Source organism: Arthrobacter sp. PvP023, from assembly GCF_017832975.1.
Classification (GTDB): Bacteria; Actinomycetota; Actinomycetes; order Actinomycetales; family Micrococcaceae; genus Arthrobacter.
Genome location: NZ_JAFIBI010000001.1, coordinates 1,414,470 through 1,438,655 on the forward strand (window position 1 = coordinate 1,414,470; position 24,186 = coordinate 1,438,655).

Below are 24,186 nucleotides of genomic sequence, written 5' to 3' on the forward strand. Positions count from 1 at the left end.
AAAGGGCAAATTGACTAGGTAACGGGGTCAGTAGGCGCCGGCGCCGTGGAAGACGGCACGAAAGGTTTTCAATAGGATGATCAGATCGCCGGCCAGCGACCAGTTCTCGACGTAGTAAAGGTCCAGTCTCACAGAGTCCTGCCAAGAGAGATTGGACCGTCCGCTAACCTGCCATAGTCCGGTGAGACCGGGCTTGACGAGAAGTCTCCGTCGTACGTCGTGTTCGTATTCTGCGACCTCTGACGGGAGCGGCGGGCGTGGGCCTACCAAACTCATCGACCCCACGAAAATATTGAAAAGTTGCGGCAACTCGTCCAGACTGAACTTTCGCAGGACTCCGCCAACGCGTGTGATCCTAGGGTCATTCTTCATTTTGAAGAGGAGTCCGCTACCTTCATTGCGATTCTTTAGACCGGCGAGATGTTGCTCAGCGTCGACCATCATCGACCTGAATTTGAGCATGCTGAAGTGCTTACCCTCAATGCCCACTCGATCCTGTCTGAACAGTACAGGTCCCGGGCTATCCACCTTCACGAGTATCGCCACCAGTGCCATGACCGGCAATGAAAGAACGATGAGAAGCCCCGACACCAAAACGTCAAAGAGTCGCTTCGCGACGCGTTGGCCGCCTTCTAGAGTTGGCGTTGTTACGTGTATCAGAGGCAGGCCGGCTACTTGCTGCGTGTGGATGCGTGGCCCTGCGATATCCGTCAGTGCAGGGGCCATGATGAGTCCAATGTTTCGGGATGCCAGTTCCCAGCCAAGATGTCTTAGCGTTTGCGGATGAAGCTGCACCCCAGCCGAGACTGCGACGGCATCTGCGCCACAAGAAGTAATGGCGTCGACGATCGACCGAGCATCAGGCCGGTAGCCTATGATCGGCAATCCGGACTCCGGTTCAACGGCGGGTCCTTCATGCGATCCAGGAGTGTACGCGGCAACCGGAAGATAGCCAGCATGCTTGGCACTCTCCAGAGAAGCAGCCAGGTGTGCAACCGCGCTGGGGCCGCCCAACAGGAGCAGTCGCGACATGCTCTGCCCCTGTTGGCGATTTATCCCCAGATGCTGGCGAATCAGCCACCGGCCTAGGAGCAGGCCGAGCAAACCCGCGGGAAGGGCTACCCCTACGTATCCTCGGGCTGTGTCAACGCGAAGCACGTAGGAAACGATTGCGACTAAGCCAAATAACCAAAGTGAAGCCGCGGCCACGCGTTTGTACTCGTCCGGTCCAGCCCCCAATACCCGGGTCTGTCTGCTGTTCCATGCGCCGAGCATTAACCACCAAACGATGGCCAGAGCCAGCGAGAGCCAAGCGTAGGTAAATTCCTGGCCAGCGATGACAAAGTCAGGTTCCAATCCGAATCTAACGATGAAGGCGCCTGCGACAGCCCAAACTACTACAAACGCGTCTACTACCCTGAGTAGTCGGGAAGAGCGCGTGCGCCAATCGCTTCCCCCAGTCACAAAAGTTCCCCCACTTCGAAGCGATATTTACGAACTAACGGCAAGGGGTTTTTAGTGTCGAATGGACGCGAGGTTTGCCCGGTACCAATCTACTGTTGTCCGAATGCCCTCTTCGAGTCCAATCGACGATGACCAACCGGCCTTGGCCAACTTTGAAACATCGAGGAGTTTGCGCGGCGTGCCGTCTGGCTTGGTTGTGTCCCACTCGATGGTGCCCGTGTATCCCACTGCGGCAGCAACGACAGAAGCCAGTTCCTTGATAGTGACATCGGTGCCAGTCCCCACATTGACCTGAGCCGATCCGTCGTAGTTCTCCAAGAGGTGCAGACATGCAGAAGCCATGTCATCGACATGCAGGAATTCGCGACGTGGTGATCCAGAGCCCCAGTTCGTCACAGAGGCCACGCCAGAGCTGGCCGCTTCATCGTAGCGGCGGATCAGGGCGGGGAGGACGTGCGATCCGGTTGGTGAGAAATTGTCGCCCGGGCCATAGAGGTTAGTCGGCATCGCGGAGATCCAGGGAAGACCGTACTGGCGGCGCACGGCCTGGATCTGCATGATCCCAGCAATCTTGGCTATGGCATATGCGTCATTGGTCGGTTCTAGATGTCCGGTAAGCAGCGATTCCTCGCGGATGGGCTGTTCTGCGAATTTCGGATATATGCACGATGAGCCGAGAAACAGGAGTCTTTCAACTCCGTGTTCCCGCGCGGCGTCGAGAACGTTGACCTGGATCCTCAAGTTGTCGCTCAAGAAGTCGACAGGGTAGGTATTATTCGCGAGGATACCTCCCACTTTTGCAGCGGCCAGTACGGCGTAGCGCGGCTTCGTCTCCTTAAAAAAGGCAAAGACGGCCTCTCGATTCTTTAGGTCGAGGTCGGTGGATGACCGTCCAACGAGATTGGTAAAGCCCTCGCTCTCGAGATTTCGCCAGATAGCTGAGCCAACAAGACCCCTGTGGCCAGCGACGTAGAAAGTGGAGGAGCGATCAAGCTCGCCCGGCGCGAAGTTACTTTCCTCGCCCACTAATTCTTCCAGCTTTCAAGATTGACCGTGTCGATCCAGTGATTGCCAGCGTGCTTAAGAGCCTCAATGTCTGCGTCAACCATGATCCGCGCCAATTCAGGCGTGTGGACGGAGGCCTTCCAGCCTAGCTTTTGCTGTGCCTTCGAAGCATCGCCCACCAATGCATCGACTTCAGTCGGTCGAAGGTATCGCTCGTCAAAGCGCACGTGGTCTTCCCAGTTCAAGCCGGCATGCTCGAATGAAATCTGAAGGAAGTCACGGACCGTGTAGTTGCCTCCAGTAGCGAGAACGAAGTCGTCAGGCTCGTCGGCCTGAAGCATTCGCCACATTCCTTCTACGTATTCGGCAGCGTATCCCCAGTCTCGGACTGCGTCGAGATTGCCCATGTACAGGAGCTCCTGTTTGCCTGCCTTAATGGCGGCCACCGCGCGGGTGATTTTGCGCGTCACGAAGGTCTCACCACGGCGGGGCGACTCGTGATTGAAGAGAATACCGTTCACCGCGAACATGCCGTAGGCCTCACGGTAGTTCTTGGTAATCCAATAGCTATAGACCTTCGCGGCACCGTACGGCGAGCGGGGATAAAACGGGGTCTCCTCGTCCTGCGGGGGGGGCGTCGCGCCGAACATCTCCGACGATGAGGCTTGGTAGAACTTGGTTTCGATTCCAGACATGCGTACTGCTTCGAGAAGCCGGATTGTGCCCACGCCAGTGGTGTCAGCCGTGTGTTCTGGCTCGTCAAAGGAAACCCGCACGTGGGATTGAGCAGCCAGGTTGTACACCTCGTCAGGCCTTATTTCAGCTAGGAGGGTGACCAGGCGGGCCCCGTCAGAAAGGTCGCCGTAGTGAAGAAACAGGTTCGCCTTTGGATCATGCGGATCCACATAGAGGTGGTCAACACGAGTCGTGTTGAATGTAGAAGCGCGGCGGATCAAGCCGTGTACTTCGTACCCCTTGCTCAACAGCAGTTCGGCGAGATAGGAGCCGTCCTGGCCTGTGATGCCGGTAATTAGAGCCCTTTTTTTGGACAAGTTTCCCCCTGCGGTGATCCGTGCTTGCTAGCTCGGTGGATATTGGTAGCTGTGGAGCCACTGCAATGGTAACCCGTAGCAGTGCATGCCCCTCCCCATCGTGAACTGCATGACGCGAAGTGAAAATCGTTCGATCTTTCGGGTATTTTTGTCTTTGAAGGTTAATAGCGCAGGTGTCTCAACAGCGCTCTACAGGGGGAGCAACGCCATATGGTCACGACGGAGTTCGCTGGAATACCGTTCGTAGTTGCACGACCGGATGAGGCCGTTCGCCGAACTCTCGAACTGCTTGATAAGCCAAACGGCGGTAACGACATCCATCTTTTCAACGCATACAGCGTTGCCTTGGCACACTCCGACATGGAATTTGCGGCCTGCGCCAGCGAGTCGACGATTAACTTCCCGGACGGCAAACCCGTTGCTTGGTTTAGTCGGTTCCTCGGGGGCAGGCTTCACCAAGTTCGTGGCCCACAGTATTTCGAGGATGTCATTGAAGCAGGGGTTATCCCGGGAGTGCGCCACTTTTTCCTCGGGTCGACGCCTGAGACGTTGAGCGCGCTGACGCGCAACATCGAACTTCGATTTCCAGGTGTTCAGATCGTTGGTACGCACAGTCCCGAGTTCCGAACACTGACGACTGCCGAGTTGGCCAGGCAAGATGACGATATTCGAGCTTGCAGGCCCGACATGGTTTGGGTGGGTTTGGGAACACCCAAACAGGATTTTGAGGCTCGTCGTCTCGCCGGAGAAGGTTTTAACGCCGCTGCCGTCGGCGCCGCTTTCGATTTCAGTGCGGGAACGAAGAAGCTAGCCCCTTTGTGGGTTCGAAGAGCCGGACTCGAATGGTTCCATAGACTCCTCAGCGAACCACGGCGGCTCTGGAAGCGGTACTTATGGGGGAATGCAGTCTTCCTCCGTCTAGTCTTGCGTGAACTCGTCATCCGGTAATCGCGACTCTCGCTGGTGGGAACGCGGCCGGGCCAACTCATCATCGATACTGGTTGCGACAGCCTACGTCCATTCTGAACAAGAGACGCACCCTGAGACGCAGAACTGAATTCTCACGGCTTGGTTGCACACCTCCGCTAGCAGTTTATGGATTCCAAAGTGGAGGATCCGGATTTGCTGCACGGACCATGACACACCCCTAGCTCGGCGGGTCACGTCCATTGCCCCGAACCTGCATCTTGTCGGAAGGACTCCATGAAAATACTCTATGTACCCAACGAGTGGGGCACTGCGCGTCAGTCCGGGATGCGTCGCGCCTTTGCGACCCTGGTCGACCGTGGGCTAATCGAGGACGTAAAGATATACAGCCTATTGTGGCGCATAAGACAAGGCGAAGGTGTAGGCGCCGCGCGAGGCCTCCTTGAGGCGGCCAAGGCCTTCGCCCCGGATTTGATTCTTATGCAGCATCTTGGCGGCACTGGATTGAACGACGACTTTTTTTCTGAGCTGCGCGCTGTCGGCAAACATCGCATGATCTACCACGAAGGGGATCCCTACAGCCGGTGGAAGCACCGGCTACCATCTGAGGCCAAATCAGCAGGAAGGCACTCTGACGTTGTATTCACCGTGGGCAAAGACGTCTTTCGATCCAATTTCCTAAGAGCTGGCAGTAGAGACGTCAGATGGTGCTCGTCTGTTTTTGACCCAGGAAGATTTGGAAAAGCAAATGCGCTCACGACGTCTCACAGAGACTTCGACGTTGTCATGATCGCAAATAAGTCTCAAGCGCGTACACCATTTACCGGGCATCCCAACTCTCGTCAGCGAGAGGAATTGGTCAGACGGTTGGCCCATGCATTTGGACCGAAGTTCGCAATCTACGGCAACGGCTGGACTGGTCCGAGTGCTCAAGGACCTGTTGACTACAGCAAGCAAGACGTAGCCATTCACTCCGGTTGGATATCGACCAATTGGGACCATTACGCGGGGGAAGCTTCGTATTTTTCTGATCGCTTACCGACCACGCTTGCGACGGGGAGCGTCCATGTGACGACGCTTCATCCCGGGTTCGATGCTATTTTTCAGAATTCGGAACCCTTTATCCAATTTGGAAGGTCACCAAAGGACGTTGTCAGGTGTGTTGAAAACCTACTTTCTACGCGGACAACTGAGGATTTCATTCGGGGAGCGATTGAAGGACGTAAATTCGCTGATCGACATTTCCGTCAAGATGATCAGTTAGTCACTATGCTGAATTTCGATCAGATACTGATTGATCCTACACAGGCTTCCGCTGCTTGGGACACAAACTCTCGATTGTTGATGGAAGTTTAGAAAAGAATATGCACATGTTTAAACAGTTCGTGGAGTTTAGGAAGAGCCTCGCGAAACTTCGCCCGCTCAGAACGGCACCTCAGAGAGTTCGCTTAAATTTCGAAGGCCGCTTCAATATTTACGCTAGAAAAAGACAGACGTGCCTTTTCAATAGGTACTACAGATGGACTCTTGCGACAGAACCCGTCAACGGGCCAAAACTGTACCTTCGTACCAAAATCCACCCATACCCGGGCTTTGGACATCAAATTTCCGTATGGCTGTCAGGTCTCCTTTGGTCCAAGGACTTGGGCCTGCAGTACCTCGGGGGCGAGGTTACGAGGGATACCGATGGTCTCCTGGAGATAGGTGACGGGAGTGTGCCAGCGGGCAAATTAGGCCAGCGAATAGTTTATGTCAGTTTGCCTCCTACGCAGGATGAGCGGACAGATGATTCAAAATTGATACTCCGGGGTGCCGTCGACCGAGCTCGGTTGCGTCACCATAAATCGGATTCGATCGTTTTTACCTCTGCGCTAGATAACCCCAGATATGATCAAGTCCCGGCCGAGAGTGAGATCAGGAGGGCTTTGCTCGCTGGGTCTGGTGGGCACCGCCTGCGCGAGCGGGAAACGGGCGGGCATCGGAGAATTGCGATTCATGTTCGGCGTGGCGATATAAGTCCGACGTCCGAAGCCCGTGGCGCAGGCTTATCCCGCTGGGTGTCTGAGGAGTGGTACGCCGGTGTAATAGAAAATCTTCGCACAGTCTCTGAGCTTAGAGACTTGGAGATCAGCGTTATCTCGCTCGGCACCGCCGAAGACTTTCCTGTTCTCAACCGAATGGCGGGCGTAAACCTATGCCTGAACGGAAATAGCGCAGACGATCTAATCGATCTAGCGTCTGCAGATGTTCTTGTCACCGCTCCCAGCTCCTTCAGCTTCACAGCGGCACTCGCGTCTCGCGGAATAGTCCTTGCTCCGCATCCGTGGTGGCATGAAGTGCCGAATGAAGGACGGTGGTTCCGACTTGACCCCGCGGGCAACTTTGATCGGGACAGAATGCAGTCAATTGTCACGCACAGATTCTCTGATAGGGATTCCTCAGCGTGACGGCGGGACGTGGAGGCGGTCGTGTCCTGAAGGGTGCCTTGTGGGGTTACGGCGCCCAAATCATGACGATCCTGTTTCAACTTGGGTATGCGGTTGTCGTTTCAAGGTTGGCTGGTGCGACTGAGTTCGGCGTCTACAGCGTGGCACTGTCAATAACAGCCCTGATTTCTCTCATTGCAAACGGAGGCATGTCTCAGGCCGTGGCGCGGCTGATGGACTTGGACAAGAGGGTGGTGGGTGCACTCACCTCCTTTGCTTTGATTTTGGGCGTCGCTGTGGCGGCCATTACATTCTTTACAGCGGACTTTTGGGCGTCTCTTTGGGACGTACCGGACGCCGCAGACACCATCAGATGGCTCAGCGTAAGCGCAATCTTGTCCCCGATGTTCTCTTTGCTCACAGGATTGGCTCGTCGGACAGGCCAATTCTCTCGTCTAGCCACTGTCACGGTCAGCTCTAATCTCATAGGTATGCTGCTTGGAATCGCTGCTGTCGCGGCTTGGGGAAATGCGTCCTCGCTTGTAGTGTCCGCCGTGTCAGCCCAAGCACTCCTGGTCGCCTGGCTGTCCGTGGAATACCGAGGCTATCTCGGGCTCCGCCGACTATCAACGGCCCTGCCCCACGTCGCGTTTAGCCTAAAACTCGTGGTCGCCGGAATTCTTCAGTACGCGGTGGGAAATCTGGGCAAATGGTCTGCAACGCGCTCATTCGGCGCCCCGGTGATGGGGCAATGGAACCGAGCTGAGGTCTTGACGACTATTCCCATGCAACAAGCGCAGTCGGCAATGGTTCAGGCCGTCTATCCGGAGTTCCGCCACGATGTAGGAAGCTCTGTTCGCGCGAAGGCCGTCTGGGCCGAAATGCTACTCATGGTTGCATGGCTGTCAGCACCCGCCGGCATGATTCTCGCAATTGTCGCCCCGTTCCTAATTCCGCTTATATTGGGATTCGAATGGACTCAAGCGGCCCAATTTGCCGTTCCGCTTTCAATTGGAGTGGCGATTCAACCAGTCAGCGTGCTGTTGGCGAGTGCTCTTGAGTCGTTAGGCAGTTTTCGCAGAATCTGGCTGACAGATATCGTTCTCTTCATTCTGCAGATAATTCTAGTTCTCTCGATGCTGGCAGCTAATGATGTTTCCATTGTGATCTGGGGAATTGCTCTGACAAATGGAGCGCGCTTGTTGATTCACAGCACTATAGCGATACGCATTGGCTACTTGGATGGACGCACATTTATTTTCGGTCTACTCAAAGTTTTTGCCGGGTGCGGGGTGATCATTGTATTCTGCAAGCTCCTAGTGTTCACTGTAACGCTAGGAGCCGAAGGGGGCAGCCAAAGCCTCACCGGATGGATTGTCAGTGGGGCGGCCATCGCAGGGGCGCTAGCTTCAGTCGTCCTATGCTGGAGATTTTTCCCACCGGTAACGTTAGCCACCAAGTATGGCCTCATTGCACCTAAGGAGCATCCGTGAATACTGTCGACGATACATTGGCTGCGAAACCGAGATGCGTTATCTTTGCGGTCTATTTCGGGCAACTTCCCTCTTATTTCGATGTCTTTCTGCGTAGTGTGGAGCTGAACGCAGAGATCGACTTCCTGCTGGTTACTGATCAAACCATTGCCTGGAAACCAAACAATCTCCAGGTCGAGCAGATGGACCTCGATGAATTCAGCGAGATGTCCAGTAAGGCACTAGGAATGCCAGTAGTGATGCCTAGGCCATACAAGGTATGTGATTTTCGCCCTGCTTTCGGCCACATTTTTGAGAGCTATATCCAAGGTTATTCTCACTGGGGCCACTGTGATTTGGATGTCATTTTCGGGGACATTCTTGGCGTTATTCCGCAGGAAGCATTCTCTTCATATGCAAAAATTCTTATAAGGGGAAATTTTGCAATTTATCAAAATACGCCTGCCGCCAACGCATGGTACAGGACCGTGCTTCCTGACGTAGACTACCGCCGGGTTTTCTCAACTCCGAACCCTTTCCATTTTGATGAATCTGCAGGTATCCTCCGCATACTTCGCCACCTTGATGTCTCCATTTGGAATGAAGAATGCATCTTCAATATCGAATGGGAGCAATTCAGGATGCGCGCGGTGGGCTCGGCGCCGGGATATCACTCATACGTATGGCGGAATGGCCGTATTCTTGAGTACTCCGGTGCGTCAGGCTCTAAAATTCTGGTCAGGGAAGGCCTTCTCATCCACTTGATGAAGCGACAGATGGCGGCGCCGCAGTTTGACGTGCGAAATGCAGAGCAGATCGCTATTGGGCCCGATAGATTCTACCCATACCAAGAACCAGCACTCCCGACTCGTCCATTCAACTGGGATTTCATGCTTGCCTGGTCTGGGGCCAGACACCATTTCAGAAGACTCAAACGCCGGTTCTCTAAGCGTGGCGACTTGCGTCCTCTTGCCTGATCCGGCCGGCGAGTGCATCCCTGCAAAGGACTAAGATTATGTCAAATCCTCTCAAACCAATGGTTAAGACCGCTCGGTGGATCGTTCGCTTTTGTCGTAGTTTTTGGCTATCACGCCGTGGAGTCTCGGCCGGGCCAAATCTTGTGACACAAGGGCGAATCCTCGTCTATCGATCAAAAGGCTCCCGAATCGAGCTCGGTGCACGCATCGTCCTCAACGCCCGTCCAGGGAAGAACACCCTCGAAGCTCGTGGTCCCGTCATCCTTAGAACCTTCCGTCCGGGTGCAGAAATAATAGTTGGCGACGACTCCGGACTGACCAGCTGCACCATTTCGTCTGGCCTGAGTGTAGAGCTGGGGCGTCGAGTGCTACTCGGCGGAGGGGTTGTCATCACAGATTCGGATCATCACGTCGTCGACATAGCAAGCGGACGGCGATTTGCCGGACTTCCGCACGCCGCGAACGATCGGCCTGTGAAGATTGGTGACGATGTGTTTATCGGCGCGCGAAGCATCATTCTGAAGGGTGTCGAGATTGGGAATGGCTCGGTGATCGGTGCTGGATCCGTGGTATCGGCCTCCATACCGGCTGGTGTTGTCGCCGCTGGCAACCCTTGCACCGTCCTACGCCCGCTTCGCGAAGCGGGTCAGTGACGTCATCCTCTTGCTGCGGCCGCTCCAAGGACTTCGATAAATCTATTGGCTGAGGCCGAGACAGAAAACTTTTCGCTCCAAAGACGCCCCTTGGCAGACAATTCGCTGCGCAGGCCGTCATCCGCTAAAACGCGGTGTAGGTCTGATGCGAGAGCCGTACTTGAGGTCACATCTGTAAGGAAGGCGTTACCCCCCGTTACAGCGGGGACGGCGCCGGACTTCTGACCGGCGATCACTGGTACTCCCGCTGCCATCGCTTCGAGGAGTACCATTCCAAATGATTCTTCGATGCTGGGATGAAGAAAGGCGTTCAAGGATGCGAACCAGTCCGGCACGGAATTGGGGCCGATATTCCCTACGAAGTTTACCTGGGTCGCTAAATTGTTGGCAGTTGCCCACCGATGTGCTTCGCCCCCGTGCTCATAGCCGGGGCCTGCGGCCACGAGGGTTGCGGTGGGATGCAGGTGCCTTATTTTGGCCCAAGCCATCAGCGCACATCGAACATTTTTCCGTTCGCTAAATCCAACATTGAGCATCCCAATTCGGACCGTCGTAGCAGTCGCATGTTCGACGTCTACACGGAATGACGCGATGTCAATTCCATTAGGAATCACAACGCAGGATTTTCGGAATGCTCTGGAGACTCTGGCAGCGATGTACTCAGACGGCGCTGTAAGTGCACCACCGTAGAGAAGACACCTTATTTGCATTAACCAACGAAAATACCAGTACGGGTGTTTATTGGTCCGAGCGACACTGGGCGCCCAATCATGGACCGTGACAACTGTCGGTATGCCGCTTTGGCGTGCAGCGAGACCAAATTCATACGTCCAGTTTGCGTGTAGAACGTCGGGATGTTCCCGTCGTATGCATGTAACGAGGGACTTCCTCTCCTCAGCGAAGAAGTCAAAGGCGCGCTTGTGCCCCCTGGATCTCGTTGGAACTGCGACGATCCTTAGATTCGGCCCGCTAAATACAGCGTTCTCCGTGATGTCAGGGGAAGTGGTGAAGAGGGTCACTCGATGCCCCAAGGCCAAATATTCCCGGATCAAGGTTGCTGAACCACGGAAGGGATAGCCTTGGATCTTGATCGGTTCGTTGACGAGGTCACTAAGGGCTTCGAGTGTGGCAGGACCGCAGAATCCTATGTGCAATCTACTACCTCGATTGAGTCATTCATGAAGCATTAGTGTTCTTTCTAGTAGCTTGAGATACGCTGCTCATGATCCCATCACGAAGTGCTCGTGCCCACCACAGGACGTACGTCGCACCAAAAAAAAGTGGAAACAACCTTGGTGCCCCAAGGCGGAGGATCCTTAGCAGTGACTTCGGGTGTCCGCCGCCCTTGACTCCGACAAAAGACTTCCACATACTTTTCAGGCTCATCGCCGGCGATGGCGGATTTCTGGGGCACGTTCCGAAAGTTCCGGCGGCCAATAATACCGGCATTCCGGCTAGCTTGGCTCGGTACCCGTAGTCAATGTCTGCTAGAGCATGGGCGTATTCACCATCGATCGATCCTAGCCTCCTTGCGACGTGGCCGGGAACCAAAACGAGGTTACCGTTAAACGTGTCTATTGGCCGCACCTCCGCTCCAGGCTCGACAATGCTCAGCCGGAGGGGATGGCGGCCCTCCCTTTTGAAGCCAGAATACGTGGTCTGAAGGCTTTCGGGATCCCGCATTGCGCAGGCAAGTATCGCATCCGGATGGTTCTCCAGAGTCTGAATGGCTCTGCTCAGCGCATCGATATCCAGGACTACATCGTCGTTGAGCCAGACAATATAGTCTTGGGCGTCATCGATTCGATTTTCTGCGTCGTTTAGGACGCGCTTTTCCGCTTGGTGCATACTTTTAGCCCAGTATGTCGATCCGCTGCCTGGAATCACAGTGACGCTGGGGAACATCTCAAGTACTGAACTGGCGGTTTGATCCTTGGATCCATCATCGAAGAGAACCACACGCGTCTCAACACCCGCAGAATCACCTGCAGCAAAGAGAGAAGACAGCGATTGGATGGTTGTTTGTCGACGATTGTGACTGGCTACAATAATGTGAAACTTCAATTGTTTGCTCCTCGATTTAAGGCGGCGAGTATCCCCTCGAGAAAGTTTTGAGCCATTTGCTCTGCACCGAGCCCATCTCCCTCTGACAGACTGTTCCGACTGAGTCTTTCCCGAAGCACTTCGTCTTGCAGTAATTCTTCGATGGCCAACGCATAGTCTTCAACGTCATTATTGACAATCCTGCTGGTCACGCCATCCTTCAGATACTCAAACTCCGGTGCGTGAAACGCCCAATTTGTGGTCACAATTGGGACACCTGCTGCAAGGCTATCGACCGCAATGAGTCCGACGCGACCTGGTACGACGAGTAGATGCGTCATGGAAAGTATGAGATGTTTCATCTCATCGTCCGCCCGACCGACGAAGTGGACATTTGGCAAGTCGGATGCTAGATCCATCAATTCATGACGCAACGGTCCGTCACCGGCGATAACGAAGGACACTTCGGAGCCCGTGACATTTAGGAGACGGATGGATTCCAAGAGAAAGGGTATGCGCTTCGACGCATCCAAGGCGCCGATGAAGGATACTACCCTCCCGTTGATCTGGAAGCGTTGCCGAAAATCTGCTATCTGCCGACTGTCAACTCGCTGGATCCGTCCTCTCATTGCTGCCGTATCGATGGCATTCATAACTGTTGTAATCTGGCCAGCTGGATACGGGAGACGCTCAACGTGGCCGGCCCCCCCAGACGTGTACGCGAAGAACCAGTCTGATCTCCTGGTGATTGCGGATTGCAGCCAGGTTGAGAAGCGTGATCTCGATTCGACGTAATCTCGACCGTGTCCCCAAAGCGCCCATGAATTTTTCCTCAGAAACCGAGGCAGAAAAAGAAGATAGGCGTCGAGATTGCGTCGCGCCTGTTCCAAAACCAAGAGATCTGCACCCTTGGCCACTTGGAACGTGTTGCGAAAGACAAGTCGTCTCCCGCCTAGTCTCATTTCCCGCTGCGAGATAGGAACCACGAACGGTGCGGTGCCGCTGTCTCCGCGTTTTGCCTGAGAGCTATTGGGGTGCCCTGCGGCGACCACAACTTCGATACCCTCTCTAGAGGCACTGTCGACAAGGCGCGAAAAGAACCCGATTCTGTAGGTCGGCACATATTCTTGAAGGATCACAACCTTGGTCATCTTTGCTCATACCTCTCTATCACGCTGTTGTACAAGTTCTCGAGTTTGGTGGTCCAGGCATCCATCGAGTAGGTCTCATTGAAGCGGCTAAGCGCTCTCGTATGGAAGAGATCCCAATTTTGTGTAACATCCAAGAGACTCGACGTGAGTTGGTTCGAGTCTGTGTAAACAAGACCGGTTCCGTGAGCGAGTACGTCGTCAGCTACGCTATTTCCTTCCCTAGCGATAACGGGGCGGCCCGCCGCCAGCGCCTCGACGTAGACCAAGGGCGCGCCTTCCGGCCATTCACTGGAGAAAACCAACCCGCGTGATTCTGAAAGGATCCTGGCCACGTGGGAGCTAGGGACGCTTCCGTGATACTCGACGTGCGGTAGTAGGGACGTTATCGACTCAACCTCTGCTCGCAAAGGTCCGTCACCGAAAATTCGAAGATGTTGGTTTTCTGGCCACGAATTGATAAGGCTAAGGATGCCCTTTTCGTTAGTCAGCCTGCCGATATAGGTCCAATTGGACCCAGGAGCCGAATGAGGAGCGAAGCCATGTTGATCAACAAAGTTGGGCAGCAAAGCTGTTCTGTGTTCTTCGAGTCCTAAGGATGTGAACATTTTTTGTGCGCGATCTGCCAGCAGGATGATCCGGTCGGCGCGGCGAAGCAGGGCATCCCCTCGAACACCAGATCTGGTCTGTATCGCTAAGGGAATGCTGGCAATCGCCGAATCGCGGTAACAGCGGTTGACCACAGATCTGTGGGAACCTCGATCGACGCATTCGGTGCATGGGCGACCGTCCCGGTAAAGCGTTCCCGCTGCACAAACTGGCCTGAAATTGTGAAGTGTCGCTACTATCGGTCCATTCCAAGAGTCGACCCACGTCTTTGAGAAGTTGGGGAAGAGATTGTGGACGTGAACAACATCTGGCTTGAATTCCAAGAGTTCGTTGAGGGGTGAAGTGCCGCGTTGTGTGGCGACATTGATGGCCGTTCGAAATTTGTAGGTTCCGCTCGATTCAAGTTCGTCTGTGAATTGAGCAATCAAGCGGACGTCGTGGCCGCGGCTTTCCAAGGCAGACACTTGTGCCAAGACGACATTGTTCTCGCCGCTCGGCACTTGTGAAGAATAGAAGCTATGAACGACCGCGATTCTCAATGATCCATCCATTCGTTGTTCAGATGGGTGCATGGGCGAGTGGCAGTCGCCAAATGGAGTATCAACAAGTTGTGACCCTGACGCATCAGTTACGGTACTTTCGCGATAGCTTCCGAAGGCGGGCAAGTGAAGCCTGACAGACGTCCAGAAGGACTTTTCGAATCGAGTTCTTGGGAATGCCCAACTGCCGGGCGACGCGTGTCCTGAACCTGCTGTCCGGTTCTCTTCCGAACCGCTCGAGGCCGTGGCTGACCAAGTGACGGTAGAGACGCGCCAACCCATACTTTTTCTCTGCCGGAACATGCCACAAGGCTAAAGTCGTGTCGTTAACGGCAACATTCCTCGGCTTCAGAGGCTGTGTCCACAGTCGCCGTATGAAGCGGTCGGCTGAACCTGGCTCATGTCCCATGCACGCGTAAGCCATGCTTAGCACGTGGGCTTCCTCGAACGCTAGCGATGTGTCTATGAGATGTTGATCCATGAGGAGTGACCAGATGCGGTCTGCATTTACGAAGAGTGTCTCAATGCCGTCCGCAGTGCCGCCCACAATTTCCCCACCGCAATAAGTGAGGCGACCTGGTGACTCCAGGTTAAGCCTTGACATGAGGTTCTGTAGGTCGCCAATGCTGAGACCGTTCACCTTATACGAGTTATCGTAGCCCACCTGATAAGACGCTAAACCGCTTGAATGGACGCTGTCCCAGAATTCGTCGGCTTTAGCAGCTGAAGTCCAGACAACGTCGCTGTCCAGAATTACGGCTACGTCGTTTGGTGACAGGCCGACATGGATGTGCTTCAGCACGTCGATGACAAAAAACTGATTCCGCCAGGCCTCTGTGAAAGATGGAGGAGGAACATGATCGTACGAAATAACTCGCATCTCAACACGAAGGCCACTCAGCAGGATACCGATTTGGCGAGATACGCGGGATGCAGAGTCATCCCATGGCTTGTTCAGGTAGAGAACGAGTCGGGCATCTGGGTTGGCTCGCCTGGCACTGGCGAAGAAGACACCTATGCACCTACGGTAGATATCGCGAAATTCTTCTGAGGCGGAATTCTCGCTAATCTGGGCAAATCGTCCGCCTTCTTCCTGCCCTTGGACGTAGAACCACGTACTTACAAGATTTGTCACTTAGGAATTCTACCTTTCGGGCAACTTCAAGCTCCGGTAGGTACCGGTGGAATAGCGTTTTCGACCGCAGAGGACTCTGCTTAATTGTGTGAGAGCATCACGACGTATTCCATGCGCGGCAATAGTGTGGACTAATTTCACAGCCATAGGCTGGCGTCTGGAACGATGAGTGCACGGGCTCATGGCTAAAGTGATTGTCCGTTGCCCATCACGAAATGCCACTCACCTTTGCATATTTATTGCCCAGCGAGTGTGGGCGAGAGGTTGCGAGTCCCTATTTCTTAGTCATGACGACTTGTTGGAAACAGACTTGGTGGCCTAACGTCAACGTGACTGCCGCTGGTCAAGGTTCGCGACAGATCTGGTTCAAAATTTCGGGCCGATCCACGCCTCGGTCCCGGAAATAATCCAGTGCCTTCGTCCGTCTTGGGCGCTGCAGCCTCGTCCGTGCCGTAATAACTGTAGGCATATGCGTCCGGTCCCTTTACAGGAAGCCTATTCAGCACGATGCCCAAAACGGTTGACCCGACCATCTCTAGAGCAGCGAGAGATTTGGCAAGATCTTGCTGACGAAGTTTCTGCGAGCCTACGACCACAACTACACCACCAACATGTTGGGACAAGACCGCGGCGTCGGTGACGGGGAGGAGGGGCGGGGCGTCGATTATCACCGTGTCGAACGCAGTCTCAAGGCGCTGAATGAGTTGTTTCATCTCGCCAGACCCCAGCAGTTCACTTGGGTTTGGGGGTATTTGCCCGGATGTTAGGACGAACAGATTGTCATCACCCCACGGCTGGAGCAGGTCGTTCACATCGGCCAGACCGACAAGTGCCGTTGTTAGTCCAGCACTTCGATCAAGTCCCAAATACTCGTTGACCATCGGTCGTCTCAAGTCCGCGTCGATCAGGCAAACTGTTTGGCCTGCTTGCGATAAAGCAATGGCGAGGTTGGTTGCAGTAGTGCTCTTTCCCTCCCCTGGTAGCGAGGAGGTCAACAGGACGGTTTTGGCGTGTCCGGCAATGTTCGCAAACTGCAAATTGGTTCTCAACTGCCGGAACGACTCGGCGCGAGGGCTTTGTGGCCGAGTCTGTGTCAGGAGAGGCTTTCTTGTGGCATCTTGATCGAAGTGTATTCCCCCCAATAGTGGGGCGTCGGTTACCTGTCGAAGATCGATTTCTCCACGAATTTGATTGTCAAGAGTAGTACGAAGAAATGCAATACCGAAGCCTAGAGCAAGGCCAAATGCCAACCCAAGCAGCAGGTTCAAACGTGTATTTGGGGCTGATGGAACCGAAGGCGCTTCGGCTGGCATTATTACAGAAAGACTCACCGGCGAGCTTCCTCCGTTTTTTGGCTTTTCAAGGGAATCCACTACGTGAATCAGACTGTTTGCAGTTGCTTCAGCAATTGCGGCTGCTTGAACGGGGGAGGGGTCGGATACAGATATCGTAATTAGGACTGTGTTGATTTCTGTGCTTGCTTTGACCCGGGATGCGAGGGCCGCAGGAGTGATATCCAAGCCCAAGGCATCGATCGCGGGCTGTAGCACGATGGGTGAGCCTATAGTTTCAACATAAGATTGCACACGTGCTTGGCTAAATGTATTGCCCTGCTGAAGCTCCTGAATGGACCCTGAATTCTGAAGCGAGACGAAGAGTTGGGTTTCGGATGTGTACGTCGGCTTAACTAAAACAGAGGAAGCACCTCCCACGAGCAGGCCAGCCAACGTCGCGGCGACGATCAGTATCCAGTTGCGGCGTAGGATTCGCAGGTAATCGCGTAGGTCCAAACCGGGGTCCCCCTGTGTCGGTTGCCGGGACAGCCCGATGGCATGCACCCAGAACGGCAATATTCGTCGGTCCCGCTAATCATACCCGGCGCTTTAGTCTCTGGGATTCGCCGTCACAGACTTAGACTTTACGCAGTCTTATGGAAGGATGCACAACTCTACACTGGGCTGATTGTTGATGAAGTGGCCCCCGAAGATACGCCAAATTGACCTGGCGAATCCCTATGTGGCTACCGGATTAGGGACGCGCCGAGCGGTTTTGTAAGCATGGATGAACGTGCATGCGATCATTGCGGGCCGAGCCGGGGCCGTAACTGCGGGTCGTCCGACCTACCACATCGAAGACTCTGATTACCGCGTATCCACGTCCTCAAACACTAGGAACGTCTGCGTATCTAACACCCCAGGCATTGATTGCAGCTGGTCGAAGATCACGCGGCGCAGGTCCACGTTGTCCACGGCGCGCACAAGCAGGATGACGTCAAAGTCCCCGCCCACCAGTGCTATGTGGTGCACCTCCGGGATGGCCCTAAGAAGCTCGCGAAGCTCGCGCCAGGAATGCTGCCTCACCTTCAGCGTTACGTAGGCGGAGGACTTGAGCCCCGCCTTAATAGGATCAACCAGCGCCGTGAACTTGGTCAGCACACCCTCGCCGGTCAGCCTGGCGATCCGCGTATACGCGTGCGCCCTCGAGATGTGCACGTTCTCGGCCACCTGCGTGATGGACATCCGCCCGTCCCGGGTCAGCTCCGCAATGATGTTCCGGTCCACGTCATCCAGCGGCACCGGCACCTGGTCCGCCTCTGTTTCTGCCATTTGTTCACAACTCCCGCCGGTAACCCAGCTCACACTTACGATTCGTCTTTCAGATTAGGGTAGAAATCCAAACTTCTCCACGATTCCTGCCGGGACTGGATACGAAAGTTCCTTCAGGACCATACTGGAAGCGAATAGTGGCTACAGAAGGACGGACCAATGACGATCTCCGCGGACCAGACCGCCCTCGGGCAGGAATCTCCGGAACAGCCGGCCGGGACCCAGCTGACTGAAGACGCCGCCGCCGAGGCGGTGCGCAAGTTCGGCATCACGGTGGAGGACTACATGCTGCCGGCCCGCCACCAGATCCAGATGGTGGACCAGGACGGGACCCTGAACCCCCACACCGAGCAGGGCGCCCAGCCCGGCCACGAATACGCATTACCGGGCGACGCCGAACTGCTGGCTGCGTATGAACAGTTGGTCGTCGGCCGCCGCGTCAACGACCAGAACTCCGCCCTGGTGCGCCAGGGCCGGATGGCCGTCTACCCCTCCAGTCACGGCCAGGAGGCCTGCCAGGTGGCGGCCGCCCTTTGCCTCGCGGAGGGCGACTGGATCTTCCCCACTTACCGCGACTCCGTGGCCGTGATGGCCCGCGGCGTGGACCCCGTCCAAACCATGACTCTCTTCCGCGGCGACTGGCACAACGGCTACGACCCCCTCAAACACAAGGTGGGCATCCAGTGCACCCCGCTCACCACCCAGCTGCTTCACGCTGTCGGCGTCGCCCATGCCGCCAAACTCCGTGGCGAGGACACCGTCGTCCTAGCCATGTGCGGAGACGGTGCCACCAGCGAAGGCGACTTCCATGAGGCGCTCAACTTCGCGGCCGTCTTCCACCTGCCCGTCATTTTCTTCGTGCAGAACAACCAGTACGCCATCTCGGTGCCGCTGGCCCACCAGTCAGTGGCGCCGTCGCTGGCACACAAAGCCGTGGGCTACGGCATGGCAGGCGAACGTGTGGACGGCAACGACGTCGTCGCTCTCCTCGCCGTGCTGGGCCGCGCCGTCAAGCTGGCCCGCGAAGGCTCCGGCCCGCTCCTGGTGGAGGCACACACCTACCGCATGCAGGCCCACACCAACGCCGATGATGCCACCCGCTACCGCCAGGACAGCGAAGTGGCCCAGTGGGTGGCCCGGGATCCCCTGAAGCGGATGCAGACCTACCTGACTGACCGCGGACTGCTGGACGACGACGGCGCCGCCCGGATCGCGGAGAAAGCGGAGCAGGTTGCCACGCAGCTTCGCGACGGCCTGGGCGAAGACGTCCCCGTCGACCCGCAGGACCTCTTCCGCTACGTCTTCTCCACACCCACCCCGCAGCTGAAGGAACAGTCCGCCCTGCTCGCCGACGAAATCTCCCGGGACGAGGCCGCAAAATGAGCCCGACTGTCACCACCTCCTCCGAGGTCAACGGCAACGTCAGCGCCGCCACGGCTCGCGCCGCCGCCAAGGCAGCCGCCACCGCTGAATCAACAGGTCCGCAGACCGTCACACTCGCCAAGGCACTGAACACCGCGATGGCCGACGCCATGCACGCCGACTCCTCCGTGCTGGTGTTCGGCGAGGATGTCGGAATGCTCGGCGGCGTCTTCCGGATCACGGACGGCCTCACCAAGACGTTCGGCGAGTCCCGCTGCTTCGACACACCCCTGGCCGAGTCCGGCATCGTCGGCATGGCCGTGGGGATGGCAATGAACGGCATGCGCCCGGTGATCGAGATGCAGTTCGACGCCTTCGCCTACCCGGCCTTCGAACAGATCGTCAGCCACGTGGCCAAGATGCACAACCGCACCAAGGGCGCCGTCAAGCTGCCCATCGTCATCCGGGTCCCGTACGCCGGCGGCATCGGGGGAGTGGAGCACCACTGCGACTCCTCCGAGTCCTACTACGCCCACACCGCCGGCCTGAAGGTCTTCACCCCCGCCACCGTCGCCGACGGCTACCGCATGCTCCGCGAAGCCATCGACTCCGACGACCCGGTGATGTTCATGGAGCCCAAGAAGCTCTACTGGTCCAAGGACCTGGTGGACCTAGAGGGGCTCCGCGCCGAGCACGCCGCGAACGCCGAGCGGGGGATTTCTTCCGAAGGCCGCGCCGCCGTCGCACGTCCCGGTACGGACGCCACGCTGATCGCGTACGGCCCGTCCGTGCCGACCGCCCTGGCCGCCGCTGCCGCAGCGGCAGAAGAGGGCCGCTCGCTGGAAGTCATCGACGTCCGCTCCATCGTGCCGTTCGACGACGAGACCGTCTGCGCGTCGGTCCGCAAGACCGGCCGTGCCGTGGTGATCGCCGAAGCCCATGGCTTTGCATCGGTGTCCTCGGAGATCGTGGCAAGGGTCCAGGAGCGCTGCTTCCACTATCTGGCCGCGCCTATCCGCCGCGTCACCGGCTTTGACGTGCCCTACCCTGCGCCGAAACTTGAGCACTACTACCTGCCCGGCGTGGACCGCATCCTCGACGCCGTTGACGACCTCCAGTGGGAAGACTGATCAGATGAGCGAAACGAAAGTGTTCCTGCTGCCGGACCTGGGCGAAGGCCTCACGGAAGCCGAACTGGTGAACTGGCTCGTGGCCGTGGGCGACGAAATCCGCGTCGACCAGCCCATCGCCGAGGTTGAGACGGCGAAGTCCATGGTGGAGGTCCCATCCCCGTATGCCGGCACCGTTGCCGTCCTCCACGGCGAGCCAGGCCAGACCCTCGACGTCGGGAAGCCGCTGATCTCGGTCACGCCCATTGGATCCCCGGCGGCAGGGCCGTACGATTCCAAGACCCCGGTAGTGGAGCCTGTCGTAACCGAGGCTTCCGCATCTGTCGCGGCCGAAACGTATCGTGATGAGGAAAAAGCCGGCTCTGGCAATGTCCTCATCGGGTATGGAACACCAGGCGGGCACGGCGTCGCCCGGCGCACTCGGGCACGTAAACAGCCGGTTGGCGGGGCCGTCGAGAGCGGTGCTGCCGCAACCACGGTCAGGGAAGCGGAGAAGGCTGCCGACGATCTCCTTCTTCTGCGCACCCGCGTGCCGGGCAAACTCGGAGCGGTGATTTCGCCGCTGGTCCGCAGGATGGCCCGCGACCATGGGGTTGATTTGGGGGGACTCCAAGGGTCGGGTGCAAGCGGGCTGATCATGCGCAAGGATGTCGAGGCGGCGATCGCTCCCGCCCCGGCGGTTGAGCCGCGTCGGGTCGCTGAGCCTGCCGAAGCGCGACTTTCGATGGCTGAGACGCGTTCCGTGGTTGAACCTGTCGAAACCGGTGCGGAGACCGACTCGCGCACAGGCCTCGGCGTCACCGCCCGGACGCCGGTCCGCGGCGTTCGCAAGGCTGTTGCAGCGAACATGACCCGAAGCCGCTCGGAGATCCCGGAAGCCACGGTGTGGGTCGACGTTGACGCCACAGCCCTCGTGGAGATGCGTGCGGCCTTGAAGAAGGCGGACCCGCACAACACCCCCGGCTTGATGGCATTCATCGCGCGGTTTGTCACCGCTGGATTGAAGAAGTACCCGGAGCTGAACACCAGAATTGTCACCACGGAGGACGCCGCGGGCGGGGAGAGCCAAGAGATCGTCGCGTTCGACGGCGTCAACCTGGGCTTCGCCGCGCAGACGGACCGCGGACTGATGGTGCCGTCAATACGCAACGCGGACAAGATGAGTGCGCGTGAGTTGGATACCGAAATCCGACGCCTCACCGCAGTCGTACGCGAGGGCAAGGCGACACCGTCCGAGCTGGGCAGCGGCACCTTCACGCTGAACAACTACGGGGTCTTCGGAGTTGATGGCTCAGCAGCGATCATCAACCACCCGGAAGTGGGGATCCTCGGCATGGGACGCATTATCGACAAGCCGTGGGTCGTTAATGGTGAGCTTGCAGTCCGTAAGGTCACCGAACTGACGCTTACATTTGATCACCGTGTATGTGACGGTGGTACGGCGGGCGGGTTCCTGCGATACGTGGCCGATGCGATTGAGAACCCGGGCACAGTGCTAGCTGAAATGTAGAAAACTTTCAGCCTCTCGCGGCGCGAGCATACGCGGGTCGACGGATGGACTTCTTCGCCAAACGTGTTTGCTGATGGATATACGCCACGTGAGCTTTACCCGGCTCGACCGGCGCCGATAAGTGAAGCCTCCCGTATGACTCTTGTCAGTGCCCCAGTAGCCCGTGAGTTATGGGCGGGAGTTCGTGCGTCAAAGACGAGTACCTGCACACAGAGTCTCATGCCTATTCTCGAGCCATGATTCCAATTCTGCTTCGATTGTTCGCAGCTGGCCCTAGATGCCGGTTTTGTCGCAGGCCGGTCCACCGTAGACCTCCTCCTGTGTTTTGTGTCGGTGCGGTCGAAAACTGAGCCATTGTGACGGCTTGGCGTCTAGTGGTCGTTGCAACACCTTAGCTTTTAGGAGTTGCAATTGGCAGACATGAAAAGACCAAGAAAGTCCCGGGGCGCCCCTCCAAAGAACGCTGCCCGGGCTCACTATGATCAGCTGATGAAACAGGGGATGGGCAATTCCGAAGCGTGCCGGATCGTAGGAATCAGCCGTAGTTCCGGCACTCGCTGGCGGCACGGACATACGGTCGTTCTGAAGTCCGGAGACATCAAGAAGTACGCTCCCATCTCCCATCAGAGGCCGGCCGTGATCTCCGCCAGATTTCTCTCCGAGTCGGAACGCATCACGATCGCGGACCTGTTGCATGCCCGGCGCAGCATCCGTGCCATTGCCCTGGAGCTGGGGCGTAGTCCGTCTACCGTGAGCAGGGAGATCCGCCGGAACATCCACGAACCCTCTGGCAACTACCGTCCGCGGACGGCCCAGCGCAGTGCCGAGCGCAGACGGAGCCGTCACCGAAACGGGAAGATCGCGAGCAACCCGGAGCTGAGGGAGTTCGTGCGCGAACACCTGAAACAACGCTGGAGCCCCCGCCAGATCAGCAACCGTCTGCGCGCTGACTTCCCGGGACAGCCAGAAATGCACATCGTGCCTGAGACCGTCTATCAGGCCCTCTACGGGCGCGAAAGCCTGGACCTAGCCGTGGATCCTGCCGTCTCCCTGCGCAGCGGACGTACCGGTCGCCGGCCACGCCGCCGGAAGGAACACCCGACCAGGCGCTTCCCGGACATGGTCATGATCCGGGACAGGCCTGCGGAAGTGATCGGCAGATTAGTACCAGGGCATTGGGAGGGGGACTTAATTATCGGAAAGGGCAGCCGCTCGGCCATCGCCACACTGGTCGAACGGACGACTCGCTTTATCATCCTCGTGCATCTGGCGGGAAACCGCGGTGCTGAGAATCTGCGCGACCGGCTGACAGAAACGATGAGCCCGCTCCCGGCCCATCTGCGCCGTTCCCTTACTTGGGATCAGGGCACTGAAATGGCTTGCCACCAGGATTTCACGCGGCAGACGCTAATCCCGGTGTACTTCTGTGACCCCGCGAGCCCCTGGCAGCGCGGATCAAACGAGAACACCAATGGCCTACTCCGCCAGTACTTCCCGAAAGGAACAGACCTGGGCGTCCACAGCCCCGAACACCTCACAATGGTCGCCGCTGAACTCAACCGCAGGCCACGCGAAGTCCTGGGTTGGAAGAGTCCTATGGAGCACTTGGCTAGACTGACTTCACCGGCGATAGAACCATAAACCGTTGCAACGACCGCTGAATTCCGCCGCCCACAAAATGGCTCAGTTTTCGACCAGCGCTGACATTTTGTTCACGTGCATGTTGGGAGACGTGGGATTATATGCGGGTTCACAACGTGCAGGCATCACGGACGTTCAACCTCTGGATGAAACAGCTCGCGATTCTTGACCGAAAACATCAATGATAATTCCGTCTCAGCACTGACAACCGTGTGCTCTCGTCTTTGGGAACCTAAGCGGGATGCGCTTGCGCGGAATCCGGCGTTTTGAGTGCAGCGCACCTGAAGCGCAGGGTTCCTGTGGGCCCCAGAATACGGTGAGACGTTCGTGCCCAGCCTGGATACTTGCCTCTCGGGCGGGAAAAATTGTTGGACAGGAGCCCGAGTTCCCCGTGGGCTGCCGGTAGGGAAACTTTGAGTAGGGACACCGTCTCTGCGGACACGATCAACAACGACGGCGACCATTCAAGAGAGCGAGGGCTTTCGTT

At 56.9% G+C, this 24,186-nt stretch carries 19 protein-coding genes; 9 read left to right on the forward strand and 10 right to left on the reverse strand.

Annotated features, from left to right (window positions below; all coding sequences use genetic code 11):
* Positions 1-27: 27 nt before the first annotated feature.
* Genes JOE31_RS06570 through gmd form a run of 3 tightly spaced genes read right to left on the reverse strand, consistent with a single transcriptional unit; the run spans position 28 to position 3,521 of the window.
* Positions 28-1,464, reverse strand: coding sequence for a sugar transferase (locus JOE31_RS06570; RefSeq protein ID WP_209742726.1), 1,437 nt, complete (start codon positions 1,462-1,464; stop codon positions 28-30).
* Between the two features lie 51 nt (positions 1,465-1,515).
* Positions 1,516-2,490, reverse strand: a complete 975-nt coding sequence (locus JOE31_RS06575) for a GDP-L-fucose synthase (RefSeq protein WP_209742728.1) — start codon at positions 2,488-2,490, stop codon at positions 1,516-1,518.
* The gene (gene gmd / locus JOE31_RS06580; RefSeq protein WP_209742730.1) at positions 2,490-3,521 is read right to left on the reverse strand and encodes a GDP-mannose 4,6-dehydratase; all 1,032 of its coding nucleotides are present in this window, start codon (positions 3,519-3,521) and stop codon (positions 2,490-2,492) included. Before gmd ends, JOE31_RS06575 begins: the two co-directional genes overlap by 1 nt.
* Positions 3,522-3,731: 210 nt before the next feature.
* On the opposite strand from gmd, the gene JOE31_RS06585 reads away from it, so the two are divergent.
* The 5 genes from JOE31_RS06585 (at position 3,732) to JOE31_RS06605 (ending at position 9,976) form a co-directional block, all read left to right on the forward strand.
* Positions 3,732-4,469 (forward strand): WecB/TagA/CpsF family glycosyltransferase, encoded by a 738-nt coding sequence (locus JOE31_RS06585; RefSeq protein ID WP_209742732.1) that lies wholly within the window; start codon positions 3,732-3,734, stop codon positions 4,467-4,469.
* A 255-nt stretch (positions 4,470-4,724) separates the two neighbouring features.
* Positions 4,725-5,804 carry a hypothetical protein gene (locus JOE31_RS06590; RefSeq protein ID WP_209742734.1) on the forward strand — a complete coding sequence of 360 codons (1,080 nt, stop codon included), beginning with the start codon at positions 4,725-4,727 and terminating at the stop codon, positions 5,802-5,804.
* A gap of 1,087 nt (positions 5,805-6,891) precedes the next feature.
* Complete coding sequence (locus JOE31_RS06595) at positions 6,892-8,367, forward strand: oligosaccharide flippase family protein (RefSeq protein ID WP_307864380.1); 1,476 nt, start codon at positions 6,892-6,894, stop codon at positions 8,365-8,367.
* Positions 8,364-9,323 carry a DUF6625 family protein gene (locus tag JOE31_RS06600; protein WP_209742738.1) on the forward strand — a complete coding sequence of 320 codons (960 nt, stop codon included), beginning with the start codon at positions 8,364-8,366 and terminating at the stop codon, positions 9,321-9,323. The genes JOE31_RS06595 and JOE31_RS06600 overlap by 4 nt, the downstream gene beginning before the upstream one ends.
* 59 nt (positions 9,324-9,382) lie before the next feature.
* Positions 9,383-9,976, forward strand: coding sequence for a DapH/DapD/GlmU-related protein (locus JOE31_RS06605; protein WP_209748195.1), 594 nt, complete (start codon positions 9,383-9,385; stop codon positions 9,974-9,976).
* Between the two features lie 2 nt (positions 9,977-9,978).
* Here JOE31_RS06605 and JOE31_RS21685 read toward each other — a convergent pair whose 3' ends face one another.
* From JOE31_RS21685 to JOE31_RS06640, 7 genes are all read right to left on the reverse strand, one after another.
* Positions 9,979-11,130, reverse strand: coding sequence for a glycosyltransferase family 4 protein (locus tag JOE31_RS21685; protein ID WP_307864381.1), 1,152 nt, complete (start codon positions 11,128-11,130; stop codon positions 9,979-9,981).
* A gap of 22 nt (positions 11,131-11,152) precedes the next feature.
* On the reverse strand, positions 11,153-12,040 hold the full coding sequence (locus tag JOE31_RS06615; RefSeq protein ID WP_209742742.1) for a glycosyltransferase family 2 protein: 888 nt from the start codon (positions 12,038-12,040) through the stop codon (positions 11,153-11,155).
* Entirely contained in the window at positions 12,037-13,170 is a 1,134-nt protein-coding gene (locus tag JOE31_RS06620) for a glycosyltransferase (RefSeq protein ID WP_209742744.1), read from the reverse strand. The genes JOE31_RS06615 and JOE31_RS06620 overlap by 4 nt, the downstream gene beginning before the upstream one ends.
* The gene (locus tag JOE31_RS06625; protein WP_209742746.1) at positions 13,167-14,315 is read right to left on the reverse strand and encodes a glycosyltransferase family 4 protein; all 1,149 of its coding nucleotides are present in this window, start codon (positions 14,313-14,315) and stop codon (positions 13,167-13,169) included. Before JOE31_RS06625 ends, JOE31_RS06620 begins: the two co-directional genes overlap by 4 nt.
* Before the next feature lie 85 nt (positions 14,316-14,400).
* The gene (locus JOE31_RS06630; RefSeq protein ID WP_209742748.1) at positions 14,401-15,450 is read right to left on the reverse strand and encodes a hypothetical protein; all 1,050 of its coding nucleotides are present in this window, start codon (positions 15,448-15,450) and stop codon (positions 14,401-14,403) included.
* Between the two features lie 281 nt (positions 15,451-15,731).
* The gene (locus tag JOE31_RS06635; protein ID WP_209742750.1) at positions 15,732-17,240 is read right to left on the reverse strand and encodes a polysaccharide biosynthesis tyrosine autokinase; all 1,509 of its coding nucleotides are present in this window, start codon (positions 17,238-17,240) and stop codon (positions 15,732-15,734) included.
* A 351-nt stretch (positions 17,241-17,591) separates the two neighbouring features.
* Positions 17,592-18,056 (reverse strand): Lrp/AsnC family transcriptional regulator, encoded by a 465-nt coding sequence (locus tag JOE31_RS06640; RefSeq protein ID WP_209742752.1) that lies wholly within the window; start codon positions 18,054-18,056, stop codon positions 17,592-17,594.
* 159 nt (positions 18,057-18,215) lie between these two features.
* Here JOE31_RS06640 and pdhA point away from each other — a divergent pair, with 159 nt between their 5' ends.
* From pdhA to JOE31_RS06660, 4 genes are all read left to right on the forward strand, one after another.
* Positions 18,216-19,439: a pyruvate dehydrogenase (acetyl-transferring) E1 component subunit alpha gene (pdhA, locus tag JOE31_RS06645; RefSeq protein ID WP_209742754.1), complete on the forward strand. Its 1,224-nt coding sequence runs from the start codon at positions 18,216-18,218 to the stop codon at positions 19,437-19,439.
* Positions 19,436-20,548 (forward strand): alpha-ketoacid dehydrogenase subunit beta, encoded by a 1,113-nt coding sequence (locus tag JOE31_RS06650; RefSeq protein WP_209742756.1) that lies wholly within the window; start codon positions 19,436-19,438, stop codon positions 20,546-20,548. Before pdhA ends, JOE31_RS06650 begins: the two co-directional genes overlap by 4 nt.
* Positions 20,549-20,552: 4 nt before the next feature.
* Positions 20,553-22,058, forward strand: coding sequence for a dihydrolipoamide acetyltransferase family protein (locus tag JOE31_RS06655; protein ID WP_209742758.1), 1,506 nt, complete (start codon positions 20,553-20,555; stop codon positions 22,056-22,058).
* 501 nt (positions 22,059-22,559) lie between these two features.
* Entirely contained in the window at positions 22,560-23,699 is a 1,140-nt protein-coding gene (locus JOE31_RS06660; RefSeq protein ID WP_374100879.1) for an IS30 family transposase, read from the forward strand.
* Positions 23,700-24,186 lie beyond the last annotated feature (487 nt).

Bases quoted from the DNA above. Each gene is read 5' to 3' on its own strand.
- JOE31_RS06585 (WP_209742732.1), top strand. From the start codon at position 3,732: ATGGTCACGACGGAGTTCGCTGGAATACCGTTCGTAGTTGCACGACCG.
- JOE31_RS06590 (WP_209742734.1), top strand. From the start codon at position 4,725: ATGAAAATACTCTATGTACCCAACGAGTGGGGCACTGCGCGTCAGTCC.
- JOE31_RS06605 (WP_209748195.1), top strand. From the start codon at position 9,383: ATGGTTAAGACCGCTCGGTGGATCGTTCGCTTTTGTCGTAGTTTTTGG.
- JOE31_RS06620 (WP_209742744.1), bottom strand. From the start codon at position 13,170: ATGACCAAGGTTGTGATCCTTCAAGAATATGTGCCGACCTACAGAATC.
- JOE31_RS06640 (WP_209742752.1), bottom strand. From the start codon at position 18,056: ATGGCAGAAACAGAGGCGGACCAGGTGCCGGTGCCGCTGGATGACGTG.
- pdhA (WP_209742754.1), top strand. From the start codon at position 18,216: ATGACGATCTCCGCGGACCAGACCGCCCTCGGGCAGGAATCTCCGGAA.
- JOE31_RS06650 (WP_209742756.1), top strand. From the start codon at position 19,436: ATGAGCCCGACTGTCACCACCTCCTCCGAGGTCAACGGCAACGTCAGC.
- JOE31_RS06655 (WP_209742758.1), top strand. From the start codon at position 20,553: ATGAGCGAAACGAAAGTGTTCCTGCTGCCGGACCTGGGCGAAGGCCTC.
- JOE31_RS06660 (WP_374100879.1), top strand. From the start codon at position 22,560: ATGGGCAATTCCGAAGCGTGCCGGATCGTAGGAATCAGCCGTAGTTCC.